Source organism: Methylobacter sp. (genome assembly GCF_036845245.1).
Lineage (GTDB): Bacteria > Pseudomonadota > Gammaproteobacteria > Methylococcales > Methylomonadaceae > Methylobacter_A.
In genome coordinates, this window is sequence record NZ_DAIUEH010000001.1 from 174564 (window position 1) to 187682 (window position 13119).

Here is a 13119-nt window from a genome sequence, read left to right on the forward strand (position 1 = left end):
ATAGCACAAAATAACCTCTAGCATCAGTCTCGCCAGATAAAACCATTCCGGTTTGAGATGGCGTTCTATCGGTAGATTGCATTTTCTTTTTTACATCCTTGTTGACCCTCTGAACATGTTTGCCGCCACGCATCACATGCTTAGCCAGAGCATCAACAAACCTAATATAGACCGGACATCAGTACCAAAACCCAATTTTTTCGCGCACCGCTCTTTCTCCAGCAAGAAAACTCTGGCAAGTCTATCCCTGATTTTCCGGAAACCACCGGCAAATCACGTAGTTGTTTATTGACTTAAAAAAAATCAATGGCTTAACGCCTGCGTATATTCTAAACCGGGGAATCTCTGAATTAACCGGAGCTTTGTTGAGCCCAAATCGTATGTTCCAAATGCATTGCGCAGCCGCTAGAGCTTTTTGCTTGTAAAAAACAGGAGTCCACCGCCAACCAGTATCGCCCCCACACCGACCCAAGTCGGGATATAAACCGTCTGTGCATCTTTAACCGACAGTTCCAAGGGGCCTAATTTGGCTTCCTGAGTTTCCTTGGTATAGGTAAAACTACCATAAACCAGCCCCAAAATGCCTGCTATGATTAGCGCGATTGCCATGAGCTTGACTACATTCATCTTGTCTTTCCTAATTTATATAAATGACATTTTGGAAGTCGGCCTGGTTCGGCGTGCTTACAATCCCGGCTTATGCCTGGTACTTTTACAGTAGTCGTCACGGATCGCCTAAACGCTACAGGACACGTCGCCCTTGAATAACACGCAACAGAATCACGATGATCGCGATAACCAAAAGAATGTGAATAAACCCACCCAGCGTGTAAGAGGTAACCAACCCTCCTACCCAAAGAATAATTAAGACGATCGCTAAAGTTTCCAGCATTGGTGCTTCTCCGTAAGAGGTCATCGCTTGATGACAATATATAAGCTACAGATAAATATGAGAGTGAACGAAGGCCAAAGCGAAAATTGCCTATTGACCGACGAGCCTCATATTCATCTCTTGTGAAAAAAATATTTACGCCGTAACTCTCTATGTCAGAACCTTGCTGTACGGCTCAGCATTGCGCGTTTCAGTCGTCCTTGTTAATTGCATCCTTAAGATCGCCGAGAACCGACTGGGCCTTGCCTACATTTTTTTTGATATTGCCTTTTATTTGCATATCTTTATCATCCAGTATCACGCCGGCAGCTTCCTCGACTTTACCTTTGACTTCTTCGACTTGACCTTTTATTTGATCTTTGTTCATGAGCGTTTCCTTAATTAATTATTATGACCAAAGCGAGGAAATGAACCTCTCATCGCTTAGTTCAAATCATATACTCAAGATCGAAAATAGTCGGTGCGGTAGCGCACAGAGGAAAAGCACCAGATTAAGCATTGTAAAAATTTCGAGTGTATCGGAATTGATAGGCGTCCAGCTCTTGACCGGCATGATGAGCCGGCCAAAGCAGAATTAATTATTGGCCTCTTTGGCGCGCATCGTTTCGGTCACGTCCTTGCCGATTCCGCGGTAGCCGGCAAAGCGGCCGGACAGGTCGAACATCGGTTCCCCGCTGACCATGAAGTATTGCTGCAAGCCGTCCGGATTAGTCCGGCTGTAGACGAAATCCAGGAACGGCCGCCTCCCGGCCAGGTTGGCCTTGAGGATGTCGCGCTCGGTCTCATTCCAGCCTATGTCCCGGTCATCCCAGATGTTGTCCAGCGCCTCGTCGAAGCGGATTCCCAGCATATCCAGCACCGGCCCGAACATTTTGGTGAAATGCCCGCGCTCGTCCTGTTCCCAATACCAGTCGGACGACAGTTCGGTCAGGCGGCGAAATCGGGCTTCGCTTTCACGCAGTTCGGCGGTCCGTTCCAGCACGGTTTGTTCCAGCTGTTTGTTGTAATGCTCAAGTTCCCGGTACAGCAGCCGCACTTCCAGCAGGTTATGGATGCGCGTCCGCACTTCGACCAGGTTAAACGGTTTGCTGACAAAGTCTTTCGCGCCGGCGGCCAGCGCTCGCAGCTTGTGGCTCGGCTGGGCGGTGATCACCAGTACCGGCAGGTAACCGTCGGTTTCGATGGCTTTAAGGTCTTCCATGACTTGGAATCCGTCTCTATCGGGCATTTGCAGGTCGAGCAGGATCAGGTCGTAGCGATTTTGTCGATGCAGCTCGCACACCGCATGGGGATCGATGGTCGCAGTAATGCAGGTATAACCGGCATCACGCAGCATTTCTCCCAGCAAAAGCACGTTGGATTGCTGATCGTCAACGATCAGGATGCCGGCGTTCAGGATGTCGTGTTCGCTAATCATCGTAGGGGTCCGGTTTCATTGGCGTGGGGCAATTCCGTTTCAGAGAATTTCAGGGCGTCGTCAAACGCGCTCATGAATTCGTTTATTTTGATGGGCTTGGTCAGGTAGCGGAAGAATCCCGCCGCCAGTCCTTTTTCAATATCGCGGAACATCGCATTGGCGCTGAGGGCGATGACCGGGATATGCGCGACGGCAGGATCCTGGCGCAGGATTTTCAGGGTTTGCAGGCCGCTGATGCCGGGCAGGTTGATGTCCATCAGGATCACGTCGGGGCGATGGGCGCGGGCCAGCGCGATGCCGAGATGGCCGTCGCGCGCGCTCAGCATGCGCACATGGGGATGGCCCGCAATGATTTGCTCGACCAGCATCAGATTGGCCGGATTGTCTTCCACATAAAGCAGGGTACGCTGTGCCGGATTGCCCTGGGCATGCGCCGCAAGGTCCGAAGACAGCGCATGGCCGGCATCCAGTTGCGGGGTAACGTCTTTGACCAGGTCGATCCAGAATTCGCTGCCGACGCCGACGGTGCTGTCAACGCCGATGGCGCCGCCCATCAGTTCGACCAGCTGTTTGGTGACCACCAGGCCGATGCCGGTGCCTTCCACGGCGCCGGTCTCCTGGCCGAGACGATTGAACGGCTGAAACAGCTGCACCAGCTGTTCCGGCGTCAATCCCGCGCCGCTGTCTTTGATGCGGATGCGTAGACAGTCCGGGGCGCTCTCGATGCAATACACGTCGACCGTGCCATGCTCGCGGTTGTATTTGATCGCATTGGACAGCAGGTTGATCAGGACCTGCTTGACCCTGGTCCGATCGGCGTTGGCAAACCAGCCGGGGTCGAAGGGATGAAAGGTCAAGCGGATGTCATGCTGTTGCGCCTGCGCTTCGACCATGGCCTGACATTCATGGACGACATCGATCAGCGACACCGCTTCTCGCGACAGCGAGAGCTTGCCGGACTCGATCACCGCAAGATCGAGTATCTCGTTGATCAGTTCCAGCAGGTACCAGCCGGCTTTGATAATCTGGTCCAGCCTTAAAATCTGGGTGTCCGTTGGCGGCGGATTACCTGCCTCCAACAATTGAGCGAAGCCGAGGATGGCGTTGAGCGGGGTGCGCAGTTCATGGCTCATCCTGGAAAGAAAATCCGATTTGGCTAGGTTGGCACTTTCCAGCTGAGCTTTAGCTATTTGGATTTGTTCGGCCAGTTTGTGTGCTTCAATTGTCGCCACAACCAAGTGTGCATTGGCTTGTTGCAACGTAACCATGTGTTCATCGGATGCCGCCTGTACCGTTGCGGCCGTATGAATTCCCCGCTCGCGCGCGATCGCCTGCTCTTCACGCAGATGGACAGCTTCTTCACGCAAACCGGCTGCGTTTTCTCGTGCAGAGACTAATTCTTCGCGTCTTAGAACATCCGCTTTATCGTCAATGACAGCGTTTTTCCTGGCCATAATATTATTTTTAAGGACAACTACCGGCCTGTCTTTGTATTGGCCAGCCATGCCCGATTGACCCTGGTCATCGCTGTCCGAAACGCCGTTGTTGTGCTTTCTGTTCATTATCAGCCCTCTTTCACTTGGGTTGTTAGCTTTCAACTTAACACGGGACAGTTTAAGGTTAAGACTTGCGCATGTCCTCAGCGTTAAGTAGAAAGCCTGGTTGACTAGCTATGAACTGACCGTGGGCCGACCCGACATGATGCCGTCATATCCGGATAAGGTTTCGCCAATAACGATGCCTTGGTCTTTAATGTCAAACAAGCGAATGTCCTTATTGTGATCACTGCCACGGACTTTAACCACCGAAAAAACCCGTTTGAATTGACCTGCGAGTTCGATATAGCGTTGCACGATAATTGCATCAGCGAGAAAAGCACTGCCAAATGGACTAAAGCGCAAATCGGTGTAACGATCCTCCAGTTCCGAGGTCATTAATATGGTCACGCCCATGCCGGTCAGTTCGGCAACCATTCTATACAGCGATCCACGAAAATCCTCACTAAACTCGGGCGCCAATGCCAGCTCAAATCCGGACAAAGAATCAATAACGAGGCGCTTTGCTTTCATTCGATTAATCATCTCGATCAAATCATACAAGGTTTCATCAATCGACAAATCCAGCGAGCGCGTGTCGATCACCCCAACCTGCCCGGCCTTGACCAGATTGTACAGCTTAGTGTTCAGAAGTTGGCTGGGACTCTTCTCAAACGCCGCAATCACGCCGGGTTCGCCGTTTCGTACACCTTCGGCAAGAAATTCCGTCGCCAATATGGTTTTTCCTGAGCCGGATGGCCCGACCACAAGTAGCGAATACCCGGCCGGCAAGCCTCCGCCCAGCATTTTATCCAGGCCGGGTATTCCCATCGACACACGTTCTTTGCCCGTAGATACTTTGATTGTTGCCTCAATCGCCACGCCCTTTTTGATAATCGCACGTGGAAAAACCTGAATGCCTTCATCATCAATACGGAAAGTGTGCAACCCCGGTGACTGGGCCTGTCCCCGCATTTTCACCACTTGCATCTTACGCACCATTGAATTACGGTGCATATTTTGCGAAAGCCACAAAATACCATCAGCTACGGTAAAGACCGGGCTCGCCTCTGATTCCGGCAGCAAATATTCGCCGATTAAAAATGTTGTCGCCTGCCAGCTGGTCATTTGCATGCCCAGCTGCTGTACAAAATGCTGCAACTCGGACGCTCCCCCCTGCCCCTCCTGTTTCGCCGACTGCACGACCGATCGAAACGAATCAACAAATACCAGGCTGGGAGCATAATCTTTCACTTCTTTGGCAATACGTAACAATACCCGGTCAAAATCGCCTTCCAGTAGGTCTGCCGATAGATTAACGAAGCGGATCGATTCATTGACTTTATCAATATCAAAAAACGAAAATTGCTGCTGATAACGCAGCATCTTCAAAGCAGGCTCACCCAGCACCGTGAAGAACAGCGCCCGATTATCCGGCGTTGCCAATGAGAACATCATTTGGTGAGCGAGCGTCGTTTTGCCGCTTCCGGGCGTGCCCGCGATCAGGTTAAACGAGAACTCCGGCAGGCCTCCGCCCAACAGGTTATCCAGACCCGGCACACCGGTTTTCAAGCGACGTATACTTACCTTTTCACTCATTTTTGAATTCCTTGTCGGCTCTATTCGAAGCATCAAAGCCCCAAGCCGAACGTAAAATGCTGGTTGTTAACTGCTCGCCAATTAACGAGGCCAGGATGTCAGTGAAAGTGATCAATAACAGACTGTTTGCTTCGCCGACTTGCTCAGGCTTTTGACCTTCAAAGCTCATTTTTAATTCCGCAAACCGGTCATCAGACTGTGCTGACAGTGAGCCGACCGCAAGCCAGGAAAATGTTGACTGGGCCAGGAATACACTTCTCGCGTAAAGTGAATTGAAACCGCCTTCACCGACGACAGAAATAATTTGGGTCGCCATCTGTTCCCATAAGTTAATCGCGGTATCCGCAACTTTTTCAGGGTGCTGTAACACGAGATTTTTAATTATCCGGTGCCGCAGCAACTCACTCGTTTCCATAGGAAAATATCCATAATTGGTCGATATAATATCGAGGGTTGAATATATAACCGTCGTTTCAATTCGACGCCAGTATATAAGGTATTCGCTGAGCTACGCACGATATATTCTTTTAGCCATGTTATCGTTCGATTATTCGTAAATAGGTAGAACTTAAGATGAGCGAAGACTCAAAATATTATGCATCTGCTCATCCTGCATCGTAGAGCAGGCGCTGGAATTCTTTTTTGACTACGTTGTAACACTCGCAAGAGCGCGACTCCAATCCCAAGCGGTCAAGTACCGTGATATGGCCACGGCGGTAACTGATCAAATCTGCACGCTGCAAATTCCCGGCGGCCGCCGTGATGCCTTCCCGGCGTACACCAAGCATGCAGGCAATCAATTCCTGTGTCATGGTCAATTCATGCGAGGGCAATCGATCGAGCGTTAACAATAACCAGCGGCACAGTTGCTGCTCTACCGAATGATGCCTGTTGCAGACCGCAGTCTGGAAAATCTGCGTCATTAATGCCTGGGTGTAACGCAGCATCAACCGCATCATCGGCCCTACGCGATTGAATTCCTCTATAACCAATCGTCTATCCAGCCGGAACCCGTAGCCTCCGGTCTGCACGGTGGCCAAGCTGGGTGTGGTATTGCCGCCCAAGAAAAGCGAAATCCCGAGCATGCCCTCATTGCCCACGCCTGCCACTTCGGCCGATGCGCCATTCTCCATGACGTAGTGCAGGGACACGATAGCGGTCGTCGGGAAGTAAGCATATTGCAATTGGCCGCCGGATTCATAAAGAACTTCTCCGAGCGGCATCGGGATCAGCTCCAGATGGGGAGACAGCCGCTCGAATATTTCCGCAGGCAGAGCGGCGAGAAGATGATTTTGATTAAGGGTATCCAAGGCCGACATCAGGGTCACCATTTTTTGTCCTCAGCGTTTACAGCCTGTAGATTGAAAATCAAAAAGGCAGCGCAACGCCGGTTTGCAGTAAGGCGGCGAACGCTTCTGCCGCCATCGGACGGCCGAAATAATAACCCTGCCCCTCATCGCAACGCTGAACCTGAAGGAATGCCGACTGCTCCGATGTTTCCACGCCTTCCGCAACGACCTGTTTCTTGAGGCTTTTACCCATGCTGATCACGGCACTGACGATGGTGGCATCGTCGGGGTTGCTGATCATCTGATTCACAAACGATTGGTCGATCTTCAGGGTATCAATCGGAAATTGCCTCAGATAACTTAGGCTGGAATACCCGGTGCCGAAATCATCGATCGCAAGATTCACCCCCAATTCTGCGAGCTCATGCAGCACTGAATCGGCAGTGTCGGCATCCCGCATCAGGACGCTTTCGGTCAATTCGAGTTGCAGATAGCGGGATTCCAGGCATGCATCCTTGAGCGTCGCGCGTATATTTTCAAGAAATGTCTTGTCGCGAAACTCCAGAGCGGAGGTGTTGACTGCGATGGTAATCGGCGGCAATCCGGCTTGTTGCCAAATCCGGGCCTGGAGACAGGCTTCGCGCAGCACCCAGCGACCAATCGGCAGAATCAAGCCGCAATCTTCGGCGATAAGCACAAATTGCTTTGGCAGTAGCAATCCCAGTTCCGGATGCTGCCAGCGAATCAGCGCTTCAACGCCGACAATCGCACCGTTGTGAAGATTGACTTTCGGCTGGTAATACAACACAAACTCCTGCCGCTCCAGTGCGCGACGCAGATTGGCTTCGATGGCTTGTCGCTCGACAGCCAGCGTATTCATATTCTGCTCGAAAAATTTGTAATTGTTGCGGCCGTTTTCCTTGGCATAATACATTGCGGTATCTGCATTTTTGATAAGGGTTTCCGCATCTCGGCCATCGTCTGGGTAGATGCTGATGCCGATACTGACGCTGATATGGAGATCGTGCTGATCAATACGGTGAGGCAACGCAAGCGCCTCGAGTATTTTTTGCGCAGAAAAAGCCGCATCTTCTGCTCGCTCAATAGAGTGCAGCACCAGCACGAATTCGTCCCCTCCCTGGCGACTGATGGTGTCCGAATGGCGCACACAACTCGCCATGCATTGTGCAACCGACAGCAGCAGTTGGTCGCCAATTCCATGTCCCAAGGAATCGTTGATGTATTTAAAACCATCCAGATCCATAAACATCACAGCAAGTTGTTCACCTTCACGGCATGCCAGTGCAATCGCTTGGGCAAGCCGATCATTCAGCAAAATGCGATTGGGCAAATCGGTGAGCGCATCGTGATGAACCAAATGATCCAACTGATCTTTAGCCATTTGAACTTGTTCGGCCAGTTTTTGTGCTTCGATTGTAGCAATAATCAAGCTTGCGTTCGCTTGTTGCAGCATCATCATGTGCTCGTCGGACGCTGCCTGTATCGTCTCTGCTGCGTGAATTCTTCGCTCACGCAAGTCGGCTTCACTTTCGCGCAGATTGACAGCATTCTCACGCAAGTCGACCGCCTTTTCACGCGCAGTGACTAATTTCTCCCGGCTTAGCAAAACGCTCTCCTTAGACATGCTGTCTTTATTGTTTTTGTTCATTACCGTCGCCTCTCACTTGTTCGTTCCGGTTACAGCCTGACGCCAGAGGTCAACCCGACTCCGGATAAAGTCGCCAATCATGATGCCTTGGGGCTGTATGGTCTGCCGGTAAGCCCCGGTCCGTTAAAATGTTAACGTTCCCTGCGGGAATGACAAGCCTATCTAAAAGAATTAATTGGCCGCTTTGGCGCGCATCGTATCGGTCACGTCCCTGCCGATTCCTCGGTAGCCGGCAAAGCGGCCGGACAGGTCGAACATCGGTTCCCCGCTGACCATGAAGTATTGCTGCAAGCCGTCCGGATTAGTCCGGCTGTAGACGAAATCCAGGAACGGCCGCCTCCCGGCCAGGTTGGCCTTGAGGATGTCGCGCTCGGTCTCATTCCAGCCTATGTCCCGGTCATCCCAGATGTTGTCCAGCGCCTCGTCGAAGCGGATTCCCAGCATATCCAGCACCGGCCCGAACATTTTGGTGAAATGCCCGCGCTCGTCCTGTTCCCAATACCAGTCGGACGACAGTTCGGTCAGGCGGCGAAATCGGGCTTCGCTTTCACGCAGTTCGGCGGTCCGTTCCAGCACGGTTTGTTCCAGCTGTTTGTTGTAATGCTCAAGTTCCCGGTACAGCAGCCGCACTTCCAGCAGGTTATGGATGCGCGTCCGCACTTCGACCAGGTTAAACGGTTTGCTGACAAAGTCTTTCGCGCCGGCGGCCAGCGCTCGCAGCTTGTGGCTCGGCTGGGCGGTGATCACCAGTACCGGCAGGTAACCGTCGGTTTCGATGGCTTTAAGGTCTTCCATGACTTGGAATCCGTCTCTATCGGGCATTTGCAGGTCGAGCAGGATCAGGTCGTAGCGATTTTGTCGATGCAGCTCGCACACCGCATGGGGATCGATGGTCGCAGTAATGCAGGTATAACCGGCATCACGCAGCATTTCTCCCAGCAAAAGCACGTTGGATTGCTGATCGTCAACGATCAGGATGCCGGCGTTCAGGATGTCGTGTTCGCTAATCATCGTAGGGGTCCGGTTTCATTGGCGTGGGGCAATTCCGTTTCAGAGAATTTCAGGGCGTCGTCAAACGCGCTCATGAATTCGTTTATTTTGATGGGCTTGGTCAGGTAGCGGAAGAATCCCGCCGCCAGTCCTTTTTCAATATCGCGGAACATCGCATTGGCGCTGAGGGCGATGACCGGGATATGCGCGACGGCAGGATCCTGGCGCAGGATTTTCAGGGTTTGCAGGCCGCTGATGCCGGGCAGGTTGATGTCCATCAGGATCACGTCGGGGCGATGGGCGCGGGCCAGCGCGATGCCGAGATGGCCGTCGCGCGCGCTCAGCATGCGCACATGGGGATGGCCCGCAATGATTTGCTCGACCAGCATCAGATTGGCCGGATTGTCTTCCACATAAAGCAGGGTACGCTGTGCCGGATTGCCCTGGGCATGCGCCGCAAGGTCCGAAGACAGCGCATGGCCGGCATCCAGTTGCGGGGTAACGTCTTTGACCAGGTCGATCCAGAATTCGCTGCCGACGCCGACGGTGCTGTCAACGCCGATGGCGCCGCCCATCAGTTCGACCAGCTGTTTGGTGACCACCAGGCCGATGCCGGTGCCTTCCACGGCGCCGGTCTCCTGGCCGAGACGATTGAACGGCTGAAACAGCTGCACCAGCTGTTCCGGCGTCAATCCCGCGCCGCTGTCTTTGATGCGGATGCGTAGACAGTCCGGGGCGCTCTCGATGCAATACACGTCGACCGTGCCATGCTCGCGGTTGTATTTGATCGCATTGGACAGCAGGTTGATCAGGACCTGCTTGACCCTGGTCCGATCGGCGTTGGCAAACCAGCCGGGGTCGAAGGGATGAAAGGTCAAGCGGATGTCATGCTGTTGCGCCTGCGCTTCGACCATGGCCTGACATTCATGGACGACATCGATCAGCGACACCGCTTCTCGCGACAGCGAGAGCTTGCCGGACTCGATCACCGCAAGATCGAGTATCTCGTTGATCAGTTCCAGCAGGTACCAGCCGGCTTTGATAATCTGCTGAAGCCTTAAAATCTGGGCCGCCGATGGCGGCGGCGGACCTGACTCCAACAATTGAGCGAAGCCGAGGATCGCATTGAGCGGGGTGCGCAGCTCGTGGCTCATCCTGGACAGGAAATCCGATTTGGCGAGATTGGCTTTTTCAGCCACTGACTTGGCGTTCTCCAGTTCGGCATTTTTTTCTTTCAACACTTGATCCAGGCGATTACGCTCGGTGATATCGCGCGCAGAGGCAACCACGCCTTGCAGATTCCTATCCCGGTCGTAGAAAGTGGTCGCATTGTAAGACACCACCGTTTCCTTGCCGTCACGAGCGCGCACGGTGAGTTCGTAGTTGGTGACCTTTTTTTCACTTAACACCAGCTTGATGCTCGCCTCGGCCCGCTCCGGATCGGTAAAGAAATCCTTGAACGGTGCGCCGATTAACTCGTCACGCAGGCAACCGGTGAGCGCCATCATCTGCTTGTTGACGTCAGTGATGATACCGAGTGGATCGGTCGTCATCAGCGCGTCGATATTGGACTCAATCAGTGACCGGGTATAGAACTGCTGATCCCGCAGACGCTGGTCGAGCAGCATCTGCTCTGCTTCGATCTGCTTGCGAATGGTATTGTCGGTGCCGATCAACAGGTAGCCGATAATTGCTTTTTGAGCATCGCGTAGCGCGGTGACCGACACGACCGCAGGGAACCGGCTGCCGTCTTTACGGATATAGGTCAGCTCGTAAATATCTTCAATGCCACGTGAGGCCTTGAACGCCAATGCCTCGAAGCCCGGCGAAATCGGCGTGGACAGCTCCTCGCTCAACGCCTTGGCACGTACGATCACTTCCCGCGAATCGGAAATATCGGCCGGCGTAATCTTGTTCAGCACGTCGGCGGCCGCATAGCCCAACATGCGTTCCGCTCCGACGTTGAAGATCTGGATGACGCCCTTGGCGTCGGTGGCGATGCTTGAGAAATTAGCGCTGTTGAAAATTGCATTCTGCAAGGCACCTGCCTTGAGTAGCGCCTCTTCCGCCTGCTTGCGCGCGGTGATATCGCGTAAAATACCGGTGAAGTAACGCTGCCCGCCCAGCCGCATCTCGCTTACCGCCATTTCCATCGGGAAAGTGCTGCCATCCTTGCGCTTGCCCACAACCTCGCGGCCAAGCCCGATGGCGCGCGCCTCATCGCTTGCACTGTAATACTCAAGGGAACCATTGCGTTTATCCCGATCAAGCTCAGGTATCAGCATGCTGAAATTTTGTCCGATAAGTTCTGCGGCGCTATAGCCGAACATTTGTTCGGCGGCCGGGTTTACCGTCTCGACAATGCCGCCACGGGCATGCAGGGTGATAATGCCGTCCACAACGGTATTCAGAATTGTTTGGATCAGCGCGGCGCTATCGCTCAGGGCTCGCTGCGCCGCATATTCTTCGGTGACATCGCGGAACACCAGCACTGCGCCGATCACCCGGCCGTCGCGGTCGCGAATCGGTGCGCAACTGTCGGCAATATCGCTCTCGTTACCGTCGCGAGCAATCAGCACAGTATGATTGGCCAGGCCTTGTATCGTGCCATGCGCCAAAGTGTCCATGACCGGAATGATGGCAAGTTGACGGGTTTCCTGATTGATGATGTGAAAAATCTCGTCCACCGAACGACCGGCGGCTTCAGCCTGCGTCCAACCGGTGAGCTGTTCGGCAAGGGGATTCATCAGCGTCACATGCGCTTCGGCATCCGTGGCTATCACTGCATCGCCGATGGAGTTTAATGTAACGGCAAGCCTTTCCTCGCTGAGCTGTAAGGTGATGTTGGCTTGCTGTAGCTGTTTATTCGACTCATCTTGAATATCGAACAAATGCTGTGTTTCGAGATTAACTAAACTCTTGATCCGCTGTTGTGTTTTCCGATAGAAAACATAAGCGAACAAAAATACCAACAGCAGCGTAAACAAGCTGGAGGCAACGATGATGATAAATAAATGGCGCATGTTCGATTGAAACGCTGCATCGTGCAGCGCCAGCGCATCTTCTTCCATCCGGACGAAGTTACCGATTTCGGTACGCATCGAATCCATCAAGTGCCTGCCCTGGCCGCCTACAACCCCCAGTACCGCAGTCATGTCATGGTGGCGGCGCAACTCAATGACTTGCGACATTTCCGCCAATTTGGCATCCACCAATGGAGCCAATGCATCCAGATGTTTCCGGGCGGCACTGTCCAAGGTAAGTTGGCGCAATGCTTCCAGATCGCCGCGAATACTATCGCGCACCGCCAAGTACGGTTCCAAAAATGCCTCGTCACCGGTTAGCGAATAGCCGCTCTCAGCGGTCTCGGCATCTCTCAATTCAGACAGCAAGGCGTTTGCACGGATGATTAAAGCGTTGGTCTGCTTTCGCGCCTCGGCGGCATCCTCTGCTTGCCTGAAAAAACCGAGCGATACCGCCACCAATGCAACCAGCAGGGCCGCTCCAGCAAGCGAAGCAATAATTTTATATGTTGCTTTCAAGGAAGGTTCACCCGGCGCCGTGTCGGCGTCGTAATGGATAATGGCGGAATCGAAAATTTTTCGGACATGGTTTACCTTTATGTAAATCGTAACGTGATCTGGAGACGGATCGCTCCGTGGGAGTCATATAGTTTGGGCCAAGCTTTATCACATAACTCAATCTATATGTCTTATACGCTAATCCTG

Annotated in this window: 11 protein-coding genes; all 11 read right to left on the bottom strand. The window is 52.9% G+C overall.

The window, feature by feature from the left end; translation table 11 throughout:
* Positions 1-405: 405 nt before the first annotated feature.
* Positions 406-627 carry a hypothetical protein gene (locus V7051_RS00705; protein ID WP_333872958.1) on the bottom strand — a complete coding sequence of 74 codons (222 nt, stop codon included), beginning with the start codon at positions 625-627 and terminating at the stop codon, positions 406-408.
* A 115-nt stretch (positions 628-742) separates the two neighbouring features.
* Positions 743-892 carry a lmo0937 family membrane protein gene (locus tag V7051_RS00710; protein WP_333872959.1) on the bottom strand — a complete coding sequence of 50 codons (150 nt, stop codon included), beginning with the start codon at positions 890-892 and terminating at the stop codon, positions 743-745.
* A 190-nt stretch (positions 893-1082) separates the two neighbouring features.
* Complete coding sequence (locus tag V7051_RS00715; RefSeq protein WP_333872960.1) at positions 1083-1259, bottom strand: CsbD family protein; 177 nt, start codon at positions 1257-1259, stop codon at positions 1083-1085.
* Between the two features lie 207 nt (positions 1260-1466).
* On the bottom strand, positions 1467-2309 hold the full coding sequence (locus tag V7051_RS00720) for a response regulator (protein WP_334181101.1): 843 nt from the start codon (positions 2307-2309) through the stop codon (positions 1467-1469).
* The gene (locus tag V7051_RS00725; RefSeq protein ID WP_334181102.1) at positions 2306-3871 is read right to left on the bottom strand and encodes a hybrid sensor histidine kinase/response regulator; all 1566 of its coding nucleotides are present in this window, start codon (positions 3869-3871) and stop codon (positions 2306-2308) included. The genes V7051_RS00720 and V7051_RS00725 overlap by 4 nt, the downstream gene beginning before the upstream one ends.
* Before the next feature lie 108 nt (positions 3872-3979).
* A complete protein-coding gene (locus V7051_RS00730; RefSeq protein WP_333872963.1) occupies positions 3980-5443 on the bottom strand; it encodes an ATPase domain-containing protein in 1464 nt (487 codons plus the stop codon).
* Positions 5436-5858 (bottom strand): hypothetical protein, encoded by a 423-nt coding sequence (locus V7051_RS00735; RefSeq protein WP_333872964.1) that lies wholly within the window; start codon positions 5856-5858, stop codon positions 5436-5438. Before V7051_RS00735 ends, V7051_RS00730 begins: the two co-directional genes overlap by 8 nt.
* A 190-nt stretch (positions 5859-6048) precedes the next feature.
* Positions 6049-6774: a Crp/Fnr family transcriptional regulator gene (locus V7051_RS00740; RefSeq protein WP_333872965.1), complete on the bottom strand. Its 726-nt coding sequence runs from the start codon at positions 6772-6774 to the stop codon at positions 6049-6051.
* 37 nt (positions 6775-6811) lie between these two features.
* A complete protein-coding gene (locus tag V7051_RS00745; RefSeq protein ID WP_333872966.1) occupies positions 6812-8401 on the bottom strand; it encodes a putative bifunctional diguanylate cyclase/phosphodiesterase in 1590 nt (529 codons plus the stop codon).
* 171 nt (positions 8402-8572) lie between these two features.
* Positions 8573-9412, bottom strand: coding sequence for a response regulator (locus V7051_RS00750; protein WP_334181103.1), 840 nt, complete (start codon positions 9410-9412; stop codon positions 8573-8575).
* Positions 9409-12933: a PAS domain S-box protein gene (locus V7051_RS00755; protein WP_334181104.1), complete on the bottom strand. Its 3525-nt coding sequence runs from the start codon at positions 12931-12933 to the stop codon at positions 9409-9411. The genes V7051_RS00750 and V7051_RS00755 overlap by 4 nt, the downstream gene beginning before the upstream one ends.
* Positions 12934-13119: the final 186 nt, after the last annotated feature.

What these genes read in the sequence shown, in the direction of transcription:
- V7051_RS00750 (WP_334181103.1), bottom strand. Translation starts at nt 9,412, where the DNA reads ATGATTAGCGAACACGACATCCTGAACGCCGGCATCCTGATCGTTGAC.
- V7051_RS00725 (WP_334181102.1), bottom strand. Translation starts at nt 3,871, where the DNA reads ATGAACAGAAAGCACAACAACGGCGTTTCGGACAGCGATGACCAGGGT.
- V7051_RS00740 (WP_333872965.1), bottom strand. Translation starts at nt 6,774, where the DNA reads ATGGTGACCCTGATGTCGGCCTTGGATACCCTTAATCAAAATCATCTT.
- V7051_RS00705 (WP_333872958.1), bottom strand. Translation starts at nt 627, where the DNA reads ATGAATGTAGTCAAGCTCATGGCAATCGCGCTAATCATAGCAGGCATT.
- V7051_RS00730 (WP_333872963.1), bottom strand. Translation starts at nt 5,443, where the DNA reads ATGAGTGAAAAGGTAAGTATACGTCGCTTGAAAACCGGTGTGCCGGGT.
- V7051_RS00745 (WP_333872966.1), bottom strand. Translation starts at nt 8,401, where the DNA reads ATGAACAAAAACAATAAAGACAGCATGTCTAAGGAGAGCGTTTTGCTA.
- V7051_RS00735 (WP_333872964.1), bottom strand. Translation starts at nt 5,858, where the DNA reads ATGGAAACGAGTGAGTTGCTGCGGCACCGGATAATTAAAAATCTCGTG.
- V7051_RS00720 (WP_334181101.1), bottom strand. Translation starts at nt 2,309, where the DNA reads ATGATTAGCGAACACGACATCCTGAACGCCGGCATCCTGATCGTTGAC.
- V7051_RS00715 (WP_333872960.1), bottom strand. Translation starts at nt 1,259, where the DNA reads ATGAACAAAGATCAAATAAAAGGTCAAGTCGAAGAAGTCAAAGGTAAA.
- V7051_RS00710 (WP_333872959.1), bottom strand. Translation starts at nt 892, where the DNA reads ATGCTGGAAACTTTAGCGATCGTCTTAATTATTCTTTGGGTAGGAGGG.